The sequence below is a fragment of the Rhizobium sp. BIGb0125 genome (assembly GCF_024810055.1).
Taxonomy (GTDB): Bacteria; Pseudomonadota; Alphaproteobacteria; order Rhizobiales; family Rhizobiaceae; genus Agrobacterium.
Window position 1 is genome coordinate 139224 of sequence record NZ_JANUDV010000009.1, and the last position, 15691, is coordinate 154914.

A 15691-nucleotide genomic window follows, 5' to 3' on the forward strand; every position below is an offset into this window, starting at 1 on the left:
CTTTTGATCCGCAGAATGGTTAGCCCTACTGCTAGAACCGGAACAGGAGACAGATCCATGCATATGACGAGACGCGACCTGATGGTCGTCACAAGTGCAGCTGCGGCTGCTGGCATTTTGAGCAGTCCACATGTAGCTGCTGCCGCAGCACCGTTTGAGCTTCCTGCCCTTCCGTTCAAGGAGGATGCGCTTGCGCCGCATATCTCGGCCAAAACCGTCGCCCTGCATTACGGAAAACATCACAAGGGATATTTTGACAAGCTGAACCCCTTGGTGAAAGGCACGCCCTACGCGGATATGGACCTGGAAGGCATCGTCGTTGCTTCCGCCAAGAACAAGGACACTAAGATTTTCAACAACGCTGCACAGGCTTGGAACCACGTTGTATATTGGCAGCAGTTCACACCGGGTGGTCCCAACAGGCCCGACGGTAAACTTGCAGAAGAGCTGACCTCGACGTTCGGCGATTATGAAGCTTTTATCGACAAGGCCGTGGCGGCCTCCGACGAGGTATTTGGGACCGGCTGGGTGTGGTTGACACGAGACAATGGCAACAAACTGGCACTTGTCGGATATGAAGACGGCAACAATCCCGTGGCAGTCGGACGCCCGGCCTATCTCGGCATCGATATCTGGGAGCACGCCTATTACGTTGATTATGAAAATCGAAAACCAGAACACATCAAAGCTGTGCTGACCAATCTGATCAATTGGAAAACTGTCGCTGATCGGGTCAATGCTGCCTAGCCGCAAAAGCCACGGTTTAGTATGCCCTCGGTGACACCATGCCGCCGAGGGCATTATCGTAACCGGCTTTGACGGCTCCCGTCTAAAGCATGTTTACGGTCTTCTGCGCCACCCGGCCGCCATCTATCAGCACAGTTGCAGCCAGAATATCCCCGGGAACACCAGTATGGTCGATGCCATTCCGGCGATGGCGCAATACCGTCCTATACGGTTGATGCCGCCGCTTGCCGCTTCGCTTTTGATCACCGCGAAATAGGCATAGGCCGACACGATCAAGGCCAAACCCAGCACGGCGACGATGAGGACGCGCAACTGGCTGATGTCTCCCCACAAGACGAGATCCCAACCGGCGCGGCAGCCAACGGATTGCACTGCATAAAACAGGCTGAAGAACATGGCCCAAAGCAGGAGAGGTCCGATCAAAATCATCATGATTCGATAACGCGTCATCGTCAGCTCCCCTTCAGCGCGACCGTGAAAATGAAGGGGTAGATGGCTGCAACGATAGTGACTGCCAGACAGTAACCGTGCCACAGGCGTGCAATCAGCAGGTCATTTTGGCGGACTGACGAAATGTAGCCGCGATACAGTCTGAAGCCGCAAAAGGCGGAAAACACCGCCCCCAGCATGAGATGAATTGTCAAATAGGTGAAAACGGCGAACTTCACCGCCTCAAGCGCGTGCGAGGTTGCCAATGTCTGTTGAAGCAACTCATTCAACGTCAGGGCCGACGCGATCAGATAACCGACAAAAGCGACTGCCGGAAACGCGTAATTCCATGTTTTGCGATATCCGGCCAGTATTCCGGATAGGCTCGCGGCCATGGCGGTGGCCGTGATCCAGATAATGTTGTTTTCGGACGCGATCGCGCTTGTCGCCGGTGCTGCGGAAACCCAGAGGAAAAGACCGCCAAACAGCAGGGACGAAAACAAGGTGGAGTTAGCGACCAGTGTCAGGCGCATTGCAAGTATGCTGGGCGCATCCCGGCTCTCGAAGTTCAAGGGAAGCGTGCTTTCAGGTGACGCAGACATAGGGCCGCGATCCCGGCGCGCATCGCCATTTCTTGTCCACAGCAGAAAGATGCCGAGCGTGGCGAGCAGAAACACGACCGCGAGGCCGTATAATTTGAACAGGAGACATACGAAAAATCCGCCAGTCGCAATAGCTGTCAGTAGCGGCAGGTAGGTCGGTCTGGGCAAGATGATGATCTGATTGGCCTCTCCGGATACCGCATCCACGCCGATGGATTCCATCCAGCCGTTTCGTGCGAAACCGAGGTAGCCCTTTCCCGCTGCCAACTCTGCTCCCAATTGATCGATTGGCAAATCGTCCGCTCTCTTTGAAACATGCGGGATCGATGCAAAACTGTAGGACGCTGGCGGCGTAGGCATTGCCCATTCAAGTGTTCCGGCCTTCCAGGGGTTTCTCCTGAAGGGTTTGCCGTAGAGGAAGATCAGCACGATATCCAGGGCGGCGAGAACAAAGCCCATCGCCATGACGAAACTGCCAAAGGATGACAACAGGTTCAGCCACTCCCATGGTGACGCTTCGGGATAGGTAGAAATCCTGCGCGGCATGCCAAGCAGACCGGTCAGATGCATCATGAAAAATGTCAGGTTGAAACCTGAAAATATCATCCAGAATGCCGCACGAGAGAGGTGCTGAACGGGTTGGCGACCACTCATGTGGGGCACCCAGTAATAGAGGCCTGCAAGCATGGGAAACAGGAATCCGCCAACCAGTACATAATGCAGGTGAGCCACGACAAAGTGGGTATCATGGGCCTGTTGATCGAACGGCACCATTGCCAGCATGACGCCGGTCAAGCCGCCGATGATAAAGACGAAAAAGAACCCGAAGACGTGAAGCATCGGGACGTTGAGTTGAGGGCGCCCCTGGGCAAGTGTCGCCAGCCAGCTGAAAATCTGAATGGCCGTTGGTATGGTAACCAAAGCGCTGGCGGCAGAAAAAAACGAGAGGGCAACGTGCGGAATGCCCACCGTGTACATATGATGTACCCACAGGCCGAACGAAAGAAATGCCATGGCGATCAGAGACGCAACAATCAGGTGGTAGCCCGTTAATGTCGTGCGGGCCAGAACCGGTATAATCGTTGACAGTGCGCCGGCTGCCGGAAGGAATATGATATAGACCTCGGGGTGCCCGAACAGCCAGAACAGATGCTGCCATAACAAGGGGTCACCACCCCTGTCTGGATCGAAAAATGGCAGATCAAATGCCCGCTCTGCCTCAAGCAGGATTGAGCCCAGAATAAGTGGCGGAAAACCAACCAGCATCATGCCGCCAACGACCAGCATATACCATGCGAAAATTGGCATTCGAACCAGCGACATACCAGGCGCGCGCATGCGCAGGATGGTCACGACGATTTCGATAGCGGCGCTGATTGCCGAGATTTCAACGAAGGTGATGCCCAGTAGCCATATGTCGGCATTGATGCCAGGACTAAACTTTGACGACGATAGCGGTGTGTACATGAACCAACCGCCCGATGGCGCCACGCCACCCAGCAGGGCAAGAACAAGCATCGAGCCGCCAAACAGGTAACACCAGTAGCCGTATGCTGACAGGCGGGGAAATGCGAGGTCTCGCGCGCCCAGCATCTTGGGCAAAAGATAGATCGCCAGACCCTCGAAGAGTGGTATGGCGAACAGGAACATCATGATGGTGCCGTGCATGGTGAACACTTGGGCATACTGGCCAGCGTCCATGAAGGCGCTTGCAGAGGTTGCAAGCTGTGTGCGGATTAGCATGCCGAGAAAGCCACCAATGGCGAAAAAAGCCAGGGCCGTTACCATGAACCGTTTGCCTATGACATTGTGATTGACCGCTGAAAGGCGGCGCAGACCCGTTCCCGTTTCCCAGATATGTTCCAGCTGGCGGTGCAGTGCCAAAGATGATGTTCGTCGGGTTTCTGTTCGATCCATCACTGGCGCAAATTCCTCAGCAATTCTTCAAAATCATTCGGGCTGTGCGTGTTGACGCGGAAGCTCATCTGGTCGTGGCCTATTCCGCAATATTCTGAGCAGATACCGCCAAACGTACCCTCGACATCTGCCTTCAGGACGATGCTGTTGACCTGTCCCGGTATGGAATCGATCTTGCCGCCCAGCCTTGGCACCCAGAAACTATGGATGACGTCGATGCTTGTCGTGTCGATCTGGACTGTTTGTCCTACCGGCATATGAAGAACGTCACGGCTGTGCACCTGGTCTCCATCGATGGTGTAGGTAAACTCCCAACTCCACATGCGCGATGTCGCCGTTATCGTGACGTCGGGTTTCGGCGCGTTAGCCCCAAAAAGCGTTTCGCCCTGAAAAAATGCAAAGATCAGAAGCGCGATAAGGACCGGAACAGGCATGCCGATGCCGCCAATTCCAATCCAGTGTTTTGCGCTGATGTGGCGTACCTTGTCTGTGCGCAACATCACCATCGCGAACAGAGCCATGACCAGTACAAAAATAACCGCGGCCCCACCGAACATGACCCACCAGAGATCGGCGACCATGCTTGCGGAAGGTCCAGCAGGGTCGAGTGTCGACAGATCACTGCGGCAGCTGGATAACAGGGATGTGGCGAGGCCTGCAACCAAGAGATGCTGGAACCTGATCAGTGCTTCGCGTGTTGGTCTGAACACAGGAGAGAAGATATGCCAGATACTAAAGGTCCGAACCCGGTCATTTCCAAACTTGAAGAGAAAACGACCAGTTCTGCAGTGGCCGTCGCCGGTCATCCACTTCATGCCATGACGGTTCATTTTCCCATTGCTTTGGTCATCGCCACCCTTGCTGCCGATATCATGTTCTGGTGGACGGCTGACACCTTTTGGCAAAGAGCAGGGCTGTGGGCGGCGGGTGGTGCTTTTTTTAGTGGTGTTGCCGCTGGTTTGATCGGTACCGCCGAGCTTTTGCTGGTAGCCGGCATAAGGGCGCGGGTTGCAAGCTGGGCGCATGGCATCGCAGCCATGGGCCTTATCGCTGTAGCGGGAGCGAACTGGGGAGGGCGTGTCACGGATGTGATTGCTGTCTTGCCACATGGCTTGGGTCTGTCGGTGCTGGCGACAATGCTCACAGGACTGGCAGGCTGGCACGGCGGTAAGCTGATATTTGATCACGGTATCGGCCTCATGGTATCTCCCAAGGACTGACTTCCGACACGAGTTTTTTCAGCCCACCAGGTTCAAAAACGCCAGGTGGAAGGGTCAAGTTGATATCTGGCCGTGCCAACACCACAAAAATGATGCCGCCAGCCACCAGGCAGCTCAGCATGGTGGCAATGATAAATCTCCAGACGGGATATACCTCTCCCTTTCCAAACAGGCGGATAATCACGAGGCCCGTCAGGACATGTATGACAATCAGCATCCCGACGAGTACCAGCTTCAAAGAGAACCAGCCACTATAGGGATGTTGCAGGAACGTCAGGCCTGTGCCTGTGGCGATGGCGACGAAGGCTGCGGGAGACAAAATCCTGACATAGGAAAACCGGACGATCTTCTGCAGACGGTACAGTTCATCATCTTTGCGGATATGGGCTCTTTGAACATAGAGACCCGGCAAACTGACGATGCCGGCGGCCCAGATCGATATTGCAGCCAAATGAATAAATTTGACGAGCATCACCATCAGTTGCCGCCCCGTCGCTCAACGGGGGCCATCAACCGTGAACTTACCATCCAGATCGCAGTGACGGCATAAGGCAAAATACCAACGGTCCACATTAAAAGGCCGGCAAGTTGCTGATCCTGAAGTGGATTGAGACCAAATGCTTCGGTCGTCAAAAAGTGCGCTTCAAAAATCGGATAAGGCGCGAAGGTTATGACTGCGGCCAGAAATCCCATCTGGACCATCGTGCCGACTGACAGACCGATCGCTGCAAAAACAGATGTGCGCTGTGACAGCATGACAGTCCAAAGCCAGACAGATGCGAGAATTAGCCCGCTTTGCATCAGCCAGTATTGCCATGAGCCAGACAGCGCAAAGTCGTAGGCGACGGGAAAGTGCCACAACCAGTAAATAGCGGTGTGCAGCACAAACACCAGCTCAACCGGTACTTTAACACGAGAGGTGAGCATAAGGGGCAGCATCATCGCAATCATCGGTGCGGCGACTGCTCCAACAAGAATATGATGTACCGCGCGGGCTGAAAACAAGGCGCTTGAGAGGGCACAAAGCGGAGAGATGAAGGCGGCAAACACAACGATGCCAAGTGCTGTCGTCAATCCGCGTTGCGCGCGCGGTTGCGCGAAATACAACGCAGTTAGCCCCGCAGCCAAGATGATGATCAGGGCGGGATCAAAATTCCACGAAGAGGACAGGTTAGCAGGCATGGGAGCAGCGCCGCAGTAGGGCTCAAACACGCGCGACAAATTTTGGTGCCCCCTTTGGTCCGATTTCGGAGATCCGTTCAGTTATCGCAACGCGTCTGGCTCCCAACGGTTCCAAGATTTGTCGGGAAAATGTGAGAGACAACCTGAAATAGGTATTTCATCGGAACAATGCATGAGTTTTGCCCGTTACCTAACCTTGGATTGTGCTTAAGGAGGTTCGTATGCCAGATGTCACAGGTTTGTTTCAACATCTCAACGGTGCCCGCCGCGCGGTGAAATACCTTGAGGATATCGGCATCAATCCCGCCGAAATTTCAATCATCGCTTATGACCCAACTGCCGATCTGGCCCCGCATCCGGACGCCAAGCAGGGCGCAACAGCCGGCGCTGGTATTGGTGGAGTTCTGGGTACAGTTGGCGGTGCTCTCACGGGCCTTGGGCTGGTCGCCATACCTGGTGCTGGCCCCCTCGTTGCATCCGGTTGGCTGGTGACTGCGATCACAGGAGGTATGGCGGGTGCTGCGACCGGGGGAACCGCAGGGGGGGCACTTGGGTTTCTGATGAGCAGTGGCATCGAAGAACCCGAAGATGTGGACCGTAAACTCAAACATGGCTCGACCATCGTCAGGGTGATGGTGCCCGAAAAGCGCTTCTTTGAAGTGAAGGATGCATTTCAAAAGCTGGCCAACGCCCAATAGCGCGGCTGCCCAAATCGAGCCCAGCAGATTGTCAGAATGGCGCTCTCCCCGCCAGTTGCGAAAGGTTGTACCAGTGAAAGACAAAGTCAAATATGCCAAATACACTATGCCAACGGGAGGATGGGGCTCCGTCAAGTCGCTGGCAAAAAACGCGGTGCAGCAACGGGCCGTGAAAACTTTGCCAGGACTGTTGAAGGATCATAACAAGACCGGCGGCTACATGTGCACTAGCTGTGCGTGGGCAAAGCCTGGCAAGCCACATCTGGCGGAATTCTGCGAAAACGGTGCCAAAGCAACCTTCTGGGATTTAACGGCGAAACGAACAACACCCGATTTCTTTTCGCGTCATACCGTTACTGAATTGCTTGGCTGGTCTGATTACGAACTGGAAAACCAGGGGCGCCTGACGCACCCGTTACGCTTCGATCCCTCAAGTGACAAATATGTCGAAGTGAGTTGGGCGGAGGCCTTTTCCGATATTGGTCAAAAGCTGAAAAGCTACGATCCGCAGAGCGTCGTATTTTATGCCTCGGGGCGGGCATCTCTCGAGACATCTTACATGTATCAGCTGTTGGCCAGACTTTATGGCAACAACAATCTGCCCGACAGTTCCAACATGTGTCATGAGACAACCTCGGTTGCACTTCCCCAGAGTATCGGCACGCCTGTCGGCACCATTCTGCTGGAGGATTACGCTCATACGGACTGCATCCTTTCCTTCGGTCAAAATGTCGGAACAAATGCGCCGCGCTTGCTTCACAGTTTGCAGGAGGTGCGGGAGCGCGGCTCTCCAGTGATCGTTTTCAATCCGCTGAAAGAACGCGGCTGGCAAGAGTTCGTCAATCCACAACGACCCGGCCAGATGATCACCAACAAGCCTACCGAAATTGCCACGCAATATTATCAGGTCAATGCCGGTGGCGATATCGCGGTCATGATGGGAATGGCCAAGTTCCTGTTGGAATGGGATGATGAGGCACAGCTACATGGCCGCGAAAGGGTCATCGACCAAACGTTCATTCAAGAGCATACACACGGTTTTTCTGATTTTGAGACAATGGTCCGCACCACGAGCTGGACGGATATTCTCCACGTCAGCGGCTTGAGCCGGGCGTCGATCGAGGCCGCTGCACGTACCTACGCGAATGCGAAATCCGTCATTGCCATCTATGGCATGGGGCTGACACAGCATCGTTACGGTGTCAGCAATGTGCAGATGTTGATCAATCTGCTGTTGATGCGCGGCAATATCGGTCGACCGGGCGCCGGCATCTGTCCTGTGCGCGGGCACTCGAATGTTCAGGGCCAGCGAACAGTCGGCATTGCGGAAAAAACCGAATTGGTGCCGCTGGACCGGCTCGCAGAGCAGTATGGCTTTGAGCCACCACGCAATGACGGCCTCAACACTGTCGAGGCGTGTGAAAGTATCGTCAAAGGGCACATCAAGGCATTCATCAGTCTCGGCGGCAACTTCGTGCGTGCCATTCCTGAGCGCGACCTGATGGAAGAAAAATGGCGTGACCTTGATCTCTCAGTGCAAATTGCCACCAAGCTCAATCGCAGCCACCTGATCACCACCGCGACGACCTATATCCTGCCCACCCTTGTGCGCTCCGAGATCGACAAGCAGGCATCGGGACCACAGATCGTGTCGATGGAGGATTCGACGACATGTATTCACGCATCACGTGGCAAATACCAGCCGGCAAGCCATACGCTTCTGTCGGAGCCGGCCATTGTTGCAGAGATTGCCAAGCATGCACTGCCACCAAACCCGGCGGTTCCGTGGGACGAATGGGTCGGTAATTACGCCCTGGTTCGAGATGCGATTGAAGCGACCTTCCCAGAGCAGTTTTGTGAATTCAACAAGCGACTGGACATTCCAGGAGGATTTCCCAGACCTGTGGCGGCGCGTAACCGCGAGTGGGAGACGGAAACCGGCAAGGCGAACTTCCTGCTGCCGAAGGCGCTCTCTTCGAGTTTCGCAAGCATTGACGACAGTGACATCTTCCGGCTGATAACCCTTCGATCGAATGACCAGTTCAATACCACGGTCTATGGCTACGATGACCGTCTGAGAGGCATTCACAAGTCCCGATTAATCATCATGATGAACGCCGATGATCGAGTTCGCGCAGGCATTCAAAAGGACGGATTTGCGAAAGTGTCCACTGCCGTTGATGACGGCATCGTCCGGGATATCGTTCTGCAGGTTATCGATTACGATATTCCTCCGGGCAGCTGCGCAGCCTATTACCCCGAATGCAATAATCTGATCCCTCTGTGGCAATTTGCTGAAGAGAGTAAAACACCCGCCGCCAAATCGGTCCCGGTGCGCGTGGTGCCGGTATGAGTACATTCCCGACACCTGCAGAATTGACAGCGTCGAATTTTGAAACGCTTGAGGACAAAGCCTCTCAACCGCTGAAGACGATAGCAATCCTCGGCACCCTTGCGGGCGTGTTCATTGGTCTGGGGGGCGTTTTCGCGATCACAGTTTTATCGGGTGCTGACGCCATGCCGTTTGGTGTTGCCCAGTTGCTTTCCGGACTGGTTTTTGCGCTTGGCCTAGTGGCGGTCGTAATCGCGGGAGCGGAGCTTTTCACCGGCAATACTCTGTTCTTTGGGTCAGTTGCCTTTGGCAAACTGGCCTTCTGGCCGGTTATGCGTGTTCTCGGCGTGGCCTACCTGGCGAATTTTGCCGGTTCTCTGCTACTGGCAGGGATAGTGTTTCTCTCCGGCTTTCATCTTGGCGGCGATGATGCCGTGGCCGGTGCTGCAGTGGAACTTGCCGTCACCAAGGGTAACAAGGCATTCACCGCGGTGTTTTTCAGCGGCGTAATTGCTAATTTCCTTGTGTGTCTGGGTGTATGGCTGGCACTTGCCGGACATACTGTTTCACATAGGCTGCTGGGTTTGCTTTTGCCTGTTGCTGCCTTCGTGGCAGGTGGGTTCGAGCACTCGGTTGCAAACATGTTTTTGCTGCCGTACGGGTATATTGTTCAGCTCAGCTCAGATGAATTGTCCGGCATTGCGATGTCGGCAATCGCCAGCAACATCGCAGCCGCGACACTTGGAAACATCTTCGGGGGTGCGATCGTCGGCGTGACCTATGGTTATCTCTATTTGCGAGACCGATAACCACACCATAACGGCGAGTTACTGCCTATGTCTCGGCGCCGCTCTTGACGGAGGAAACCACCTTTTCGCCAGTGCTATCACCGGCAGGTGGCTCCTTGTCATTGGTTTCCGACTTGAAGCCGGACAAGAGCCGCAAGGTTGCAAATGTCATAATCGATAATACGATTGCAGTGTCGTAAGCCCCTAAGCCTACAGCGGCGCCCACTGCCCCGGTTGCCCAAAGACTGGCGGCTGTCGCGGTTCCACGGGTACTTGCCTTGCCCACAAGGATGGCGCCACCACCAATGAAGCCAACGCCATTGATAAGGCCTTCAACAATTCGTGCTGTGGCCTCGGGATTGTCGGCTGTCACTGTTTCGGCTGCCTGGATAAAGCCACAGGCAGCAATTGCCACCAGCGGAAACGTTCTAAGGCCTGCACTCCGTTCGTTGCGTTCCCGGTCCCACCCTATCGGCAATGCGAGGAGGTAGGCGAAAAGGAGTGCGACCAAGTGTGGGACAATATTGATTTGAACGCCTAGCGAGTTGAGCCATTCGATCATAAGGATAAGCCCCCGCATTGCAGGGGCTCATTTGGAAGCTCGAGGTGCGAAGCTGTCAGCGATGAGTCGTGGCAATCGGTCGATTTAGACACCTAAGCCCCCGAAACACTGAAGCCGATGAGAGCTGCGTAAATTATGACGACCACCACGCAGACAATGATGATTGCCGCCATAACGAATTTACCAGCCCGCCGCTTTTCCGGTTTGCTGTCGTTCGGTTCCGTTTTGCGCAAGATTGGGTCGTCAGGGGCGTTCGGCGTCATGAAATACCTTTCTTTAAATACTCTCATCACAAACGCCGCGAACGCCCTGGAGTTCCAAAAAGGAGACGTTGTCGAGATTTTGGCTCGTTAACTGCATCATTTATCATGGTGCGAGACACTCGTCGCAAATACCGCAGCCATCGGCGTCCATGGTCGAGGCGGGTCGCGCTTTTTGGCAGCAAGGGCAGGTGACGGTTTTGGGACCCGGTGCGCATCTGCGGTCAGGTGGCAGGATTTCGATCTTGCATTCCGACAGAGTATCGGCTTTGGACTGTTTCATGACGATGCTCCCTTCTGTAATACCGCTCAGATGGGAAGCATTAAACGGAGTGCAAGGCCTTGAATCGCACCCAACGATACCAGTCAAAATAGCGATACGTTCTCGCCGTCTTTACTTGCTCACAACGTGCCTCAATTCGCGCTTTCTCCGGGATATTGTTTGTTCTTGAGCAGCGTGGCGAGGTGAACCGTGTTGCGCGCCAACATGGAAACCATGGTTGTGACCGTTTCAGGCGGCTTTTTGAAATCCACGAAGTTCTTGTTGCCCATGGCTTCACCCACCCAATATGACACTGCGTTGGCGGCAAGTGTAAAACCGACGTCGTTCATGGCCTGGAATAACTCGGCAGATACATGGTGGGCTCCATCTTCGTTCCCCACGACCGCAACCGCAGCGACCTTTCCGTAGGACACCATTCTTCCGTTGTCGTCGGTTTCCTCGAGAAAGGCATCCATGCGTTCAAGTGCGCGTTTGCAGACGCTGGATGGATGTCCAAGCCAGATTGGAGTTCCGACAACGAGTATATCGGCGGCAAGAATCTTCCCACGAATTTCCGGCCATGCATCGCCGTCGCCTTCGTCTGATGTGACGCCCGGCTTGATGTCGTAATCGGCCAGGCGCAGGATTTCTGTTTGCACATCATGGGCGGAGAATTCGTCAGCGATAAGCTGCAGCATCTTTTCCGTGGAGGATTTGTCTTTCGTCGAGGATGGTTTCAGAGTTCCGTTCAGGGCAAGAGCTTTGAGTGGCATGTGGCATCTCCTCGGTCGAACCGTCGGCTGTTGGTTATTGAGCCGAACCATCGAGGGCAGATGTTGTTCCCGCTTTGCAGACACATAGACATTTGACGGTGGCCGCAACGGCCGGGATCAGCGTTTCCTACTGGTTCAAGCGCAAAATACCTGCCGCAGTCGGCATGTCCGTAAACAGGTGGGTAGCATAGCCGCCCAGCAGTGCTGCGTGGATCGCCTCAATCTTGTCCGGACCACAGGAGACCAGTATTCCAGTCTCAAGTCCGCGTACCCGGTCCGGTGTTACCCCGATCAGCCGATCATCAAGGTGGCCTTTGATGTGCTGACCACGGTTGTCAATGAAGCGGCCACAGACGACACCGACTGCGCCGTTGCGCTGATATTCCGCGAGATCATCAAGTGATGCTATGCCGCTGGAAACGATATGGCTGTCTGCATTGCAAGACCCGGCGGCAAACAGCACCTTGTTGATATGCGTCAGCTCTTCAAGTTGCGATGCAATAATGGCCTCCTGCTGGATGGCGACTGCCATGGCATGGCTGGAGACGATGGCGGGCACATGCAAATTGACGCAGCGCCCACCCAGTGATGCGGCAATCTGGGACGCGCAGCTTTCGGTATCGAAGCCATAAGGCGAACTCATCGCACCAACCATCTGCACAACGGTCAGTTCAGGAATAAGCCGCGGCACGATATGTTCGGAGAGCGTGAAAACGGTTTGTCCCCAGGCAACGCCGAGTGTATCGCCTGCCACGACGAGATCGGGCAGACAGCGCGCTGCCAGTATAGCGACCCGATCCAGCGAAAAACCGTCACCTGGCGCAATCTGAACATCAATGAGGCCATATCTTTCCTTCAACTCACGGGCATATCGATGGCGTGCGAAGCTGGAAGGATCGAGGCGGACCTCAACGATACCGCGCTCGCGGGCATGCTGTAGATAACCAACCACTGAACTTCTGGAAACACCAAGAGCTTCAGCGATCTCGTTCTGGTTACGCTCTTCATAATAATAGAGCCATGCCGCCTCGAGGATGATGTCATCAACAAACGGCTGGCCGCGGCTCATTGATACTGCTTTTTTTGGCGGCACCTTTTGCTCCTGAAATCTGGCTGGGGGGCTGTGATTATACCAATGCCTCCTCGTTTTTGCCCATGAATGTGAAAAGTACAATAAGGGGTAAAAATGTCAGCAAAATTAGGACGCCGCCCAGTGCCGATGCGACCCCGAAATTGCCATTGACCACCTCATTGAAGATTTCGATGCTCACTGTCGTGGTTGCTCCCGATTGCAGGATCAGGGTGGCGCTGAGTTCGCGGATCGTGTTCGACCAGGTAAGAAGCACGCCCGACAGGATTGCCATGGAGAGAAGGGGCACCGTGACTTTTACAAACGTCATGGCTGGCCCGGCCCCCAGATTGACCGAAGCCTCTTCCGTGTCGCGTGACAATTGCTGAAGCGTGCTGACCGACGAGCGGACAGAGAATGGCAAGCGACGGATGAAATAGGCCAGGATAAGGATGAGTGCTGTCCCTGTCAGGGCAAAGGGAGGATGATGGTATGTCACCACCAGCCCAACGCCCAGCACGATGCCTGGAACCGCGTAGGAGAACATGACGATCGTGTCGAGCAGCGCACTGATCCTGCCCGGTCTTCTGACAATGATGTAGGCTATCATGGTGCCAATTATTGCGCACAGTATTGTCGCGCTACTGGTGTAAAGAATGGTGTTCCAGAGGGGTTTCGAGATCGTGGCGGCAATCCTGCGATAGTTATCAAGCGTGAACTCTGCAGTCAGAACGGGTCCGTTGGATTTGAGGAACGACGAGACGAGGATGTTGATCAGCGGTAAAACCGCAATACCCATCAACGTATAGACATATGCTGCTGCGGCGAGCCGCTTGCCAAATGTCTGCTCCTGCAAGGTCAAAGGACGTATGGCCGCCGTCGCATAGGAAAAGCGGGCCGAAAACCAGCGCTGTAACAGCAATGCCGCAGTTGTCACCGCCAAAAGTAAGACTGAAAGTGTGCTGGCAAGCACCGGCTGTCCGCCAAAATCATTCACAAACTCGCCGTAAATCAGGACCGGCAGAACACGGAACTTTTCGCCAAGAATAATTGGCGTTCCAAGATCGGTGAAGGATGCGATAAAAACCAGCAAACCCGCTGTTGTGATCGAGGGCAAAAGCAGGGGAGCAATGACCTTCACAAACGTTGCAAACTCCCCTGAACCGAGATTGCGTGCCGCGTCTTCAACACTCTGATCGATGGATTTCAAACCGGACGAGACCAGTAGGAATACGAAGGGAAAATATTGCAGCGTGAAGACAAAGATGATGCCAGGTGCGCCATAGATTGAAGGGAGCGGTATGCCGTATTGTGCAAAAAATGTCGTTAGCAAGCCGCTTCGGCCGAGCAGGATCACCCAGGAGTAAGACCCGATAAATGGCGGCGAAACAAAGGTTAGTACAACAACCGTCTTGATCAGGCTGCGCATCCAGATGTTGTAGCGGTTGACGTAATATGCTGCGGGTATCCCGACCAGAAGCGCCAGTACGGTCGCACTTATGCTGACAATGAAGCTGTTTATGATGGACCGGTAGTAATACGGTTCAGAGAAGAACATGATGTAGTTATCAAAGATGCTCTGATGGGCATCCTTGCCGGAAAAACTCAGGCCGATAATATTGTAGACTGGCAACAGCAGCAGCAGGGTGGTGATAACCAGCGCCGACACGGTAACAATGGGCCAGAAGCTGAAGATTCTTCCGATGGAACTCTGCCCGGATTGCATCTGGCTTGTCTTTGAAGGGCTCATGATTGCGCCCCCTGTTCGAATATTCTGACAGCCTGTCGCGACACGTTGAGGAGATATCGCCCACCGATGATTGGCATTTCCATGCCGCGTCGTCCCTGAAGCGAAACTGTCAGCAATCGTTCTGCACCGATGTCGAAGATCAACTTCAATGCTCCGCCCAGAAACTGCAGGTCAAACAGCGTTCCCTGAAATGCGTCGACGAGTGAACCGTCGATGGGCGAAATATCGATGTCTTGAGGGCGGATGGATACCGTACAGCTGCTGCCGGCTTGTCGGTTGCCAAAACCCGTGCCCTTGATGCGTCCGCCGCCCGGAAGCTCAATCAGAGTTGTGCCATCCGCGTCCGTGGCAATAATGGATGCCGGAAGAAGATTGTTTTCGCCAATGAAGCCCGCAACGAACAGCGTTTGTGGTTCCGAGTAGGTCCTGTGCGGCGTGTCTATCTGTTCGATCTGCCCGCCGCTCATCACCGCGATGCGATCGGACATCAGCAGGGCTTCTTCCTGATCGTGTGTAACGTAAATCGTGGTTATGCCGATCTGCCGTTGCAGGCTTCGAATTTCCGAGCGCAAATGCACACGCATTTCGGTATCGAGGTTGGAAAGTGGTTCATCCATCAGCAACACGTCCGGCTGGATGACCATGGCACGGGCCAATACCACCCGTTGCTGTTGCCCCCCGGAAAGCTCACGCGGTCGCCGGTGCGCAAGATGGCCTAGGCGGACGAGATCAAGCATTCGGCGAACTTCTTTTTCAATGTCGGCAGCGCTACGCCTGCGCGCCCGCAGACCGTAGGCTATATTGTCAAAGACGGTGAGATGAGGAAAAATCGCGTAATTCTGAAACACCATGCCGGTATTTCGCTGGTGCGGCGGCACATCGTCGATGATCCGGTCCCCGAAGCTGATATTGCCGGATGTTTGACGCATAAAGCCGGCGATCATGCGCAAAAGCGTGGTTTTGCCACAACCGCTGGAGCCGAGCAGCGTGAAGAATTCACCCTTGGCGATCTCGAAATTCACGTTGTTGACCGCGGTCGTATCGCCAAAACGTTTGGTTACAGAATTGATCGTGACAGATGTCGTCATCTTGCAGGCACC

Annotated in this window: 17 protein-coding genes; 6 read left to right on the top strand and 11 right to left on the bottom strand. The window is 54.5% G+C overall.

The annotated features are described in order from the left end of the window. Positions 1 to 57 precede the first annotated feature (57 nt). Positions 58 to 747 carry a superoxide dismutase gene (locus M2418_RS22550; protein ID WP_259149239.1) on the top strand — a complete coding sequence of 230 codons (690 nt, stop codon included), beginning with the start codon at positions 58 to 60 and terminating at the stop codon, positions 745 to 747. 126 nt (positions 748 to 873) lie between these two features. Here M2418_RS22550 and M2418_RS22555 read toward each other — a convergent pair whose 3' ends face one another. The 3 genes from M2418_RS22555 to coxB are packed head-to-tail and all read right to left on the bottom strand — an operon-like array spanning position 874 to position 4405. Beyond that, positions 874 to 1197, bottom strand: a complete 324-nt coding sequence (locus M2418_RS22555) for a hypothetical protein (protein WP_192490239.1) — start codon at positions 1195 to 1197, stop codon at positions 874 to 876. Between the two features lie 2 nt (positions 1198 to 1199). Beyond that, a complete protein-coding gene (ctaD, locus tag M2418_RS22560) occupies positions 1200 to 3695 on the bottom strand; it encodes a cytochrome c oxidase subunit I (protein ID WP_259149327.1) in 2496 nt (831 codons plus the stop codon). Next, a complete protein-coding gene (gene coxB / locus M2418_RS22565) occupies positions 3695 to 4405 on the bottom strand; it encodes a cytochrome c oxidase subunit II (protein ID WP_259149243.1) in 711 nt (236 codons plus the stop codon). Before coxB ends, ctaD begins: the two co-directional genes overlap by 1 nt. Positions 4406 to 4417: 12 nt before the next feature. On the opposite strand from coxB, the gene M2418_RS22570 reads away from it, so the two are divergent. Then, positions 4418 to 4915, top strand: coding sequence for a DUF2231 domain-containing protein (locus M2418_RS22570; protein ID WP_250985784.1), 498 nt, complete (start codon positions 4418 to 4420; stop codon positions 4913 to 4915). Here M2418_RS22570 and M2418_RS22575 read toward each other — a convergent pair. Both M2418_RS22575 and M2418_RS22580 read right to left on the bottom strand, forming a co-directional pair. Continuing rightward, positions 4893 to 5393, bottom strand: coding sequence for a CopD family protein (locus tag M2418_RS22575; RefSeq protein WP_250985785.1), 501 nt, complete (start codon positions 5391 to 5393; stop codon positions 4893 to 4895). The two genes, M2418_RS22570 and M2418_RS22575, sit on opposite strands and share 23 nt — an antisense overlap. Continuing rightward, a complete protein-coding gene (locus M2418_RS22580) occupies positions 5393 to 6097 on the bottom strand; it encodes a cytochrome c oxidase assembly protein (protein ID WP_250985786.1) in 705 nt (234 codons plus the stop codon). The genes M2418_RS22575 and M2418_RS22580 overlap by 1 nt, the downstream gene beginning before the upstream one ends. A 221-nt stretch (positions 6098 to 6318) precedes the next feature. Between M2418_RS22580 and M2418_RS22585 the strand changes: the two genes are divergently transcribed. From M2418_RS22585 to M2418_RS22595, 3 genes are all read left to right on the top strand, one after another. Beyond that, the gene (locus M2418_RS22585) at positions 6319 to 6795 is read left to right on the top strand and encodes a hypothetical protein (protein ID WP_250985787.1); all 477 of its coding nucleotides are present in this window, start codon (positions 6319 to 6321) and stop codon (positions 6793 to 6795) included. Positions 6796 to 6868: 73 nt separating this feature from the next. Then, positions 6869 to 9148, top strand: a complete 2280-nt coding sequence (locus tag M2418_RS22590) for an FdhF/YdeP family oxidoreductase (RefSeq protein WP_250985788.1) — start codon at positions 6869 to 6871, stop codon at positions 9146 to 9148. Next, positions 9145 to 9936 (top strand): formate/nitrite transporter family protein, encoded by a 792-nt coding sequence (locus M2418_RS22595; protein ID WP_250985789.1) that lies wholly within the window; start codon positions 9145 to 9147, stop codon positions 9934 to 9936. Before M2418_RS22590 ends, M2418_RS22595 begins: the two co-directional genes overlap by 4 nt. Before the next feature lie 25 nt (positions 9937 to 9961). Here M2418_RS22595 and M2418_RS22600 read toward each other — a convergent pair whose 3' ends face one another. Next, positions 9962 to 10477, bottom strand: coding sequence for an MgtC/SapB family protein (locus M2418_RS22600; RefSeq protein ID WP_192490246.1), 516 nt, complete (start codon positions 10475 to 10477; stop codon positions 9962 to 9964). Between the two features lie 135 nt (positions 10478 to 10612). Between M2418_RS22600 and M2418_RS22605 the strand changes: the two genes are divergently transcribed. Beyond that, positions 10613 to 10831 (top strand): hypothetical protein, encoded by a 219-nt coding sequence (locus M2418_RS22605; protein WP_250985790.1) that lies wholly within the window; start codon positions 10613 to 10615, stop codon positions 10829 to 10831. Between the two features lie 12 nt (positions 10832 to 10843). Here the strand turns inward: M2418_RS22605 and M2418_RS22610 are convergent, their stop codons facing one another. From M2418_RS22610 to M2418_RS22630, 5 genes are all read right to left on the bottom strand, one after another. Beyond that, positions 10844 to 11020 (bottom strand): hypothetical protein, encoded by a 177-nt coding sequence (locus tag M2418_RS22610; RefSeq protein ID WP_192490248.1) that lies wholly within the window; start codon positions 11018 to 11020, stop codon positions 10844 to 10846. A 131-nt stretch (positions 11021 to 11151) separates the two neighbouring features. Next, positions 11152 to 11772, bottom strand: a complete 621-nt coding sequence (locus M2418_RS22615; protein ID WP_250985791.1) for a flavodoxin family protein — start codon at positions 11770 to 11772, stop codon at positions 11152 to 11154. Positions 11773 to 11899: 127 nt separating this feature from the next. Beyond that, a complete protein-coding gene (locus tag M2418_RS22620; protein ID WP_250985792.1) occupies positions 11900 to 12841 on the bottom strand; it encodes a sugar-binding transcriptional regulator in 942 nt (313 codons plus the stop codon). Between the two features lie 58 nt (positions 12842 to 12899). After that, positions 12900 to 14591 carry an iron ABC transporter permease gene (locus M2418_RS22625; protein WP_250985793.1) on the bottom strand — a complete coding sequence of 564 codons (1692 nt, stop codon included), beginning with the start codon at positions 14589 to 14591 and terminating at the stop codon, positions 12900 to 12902. Beyond that, positions 14588 to 15679 (bottom strand): ABC transporter ATP-binding protein, encoded by a 1092-nt coding sequence (locus tag M2418_RS22630; RefSeq protein WP_259149251.1) that lies wholly within the window; start codon positions 15677 to 15679, stop codon positions 14588 to 14590. Before M2418_RS22630 ends, M2418_RS22625 begins: the two co-directional genes overlap by 4 nt. Positions 15680 to 15691: the final 12 nt, after the last annotated feature.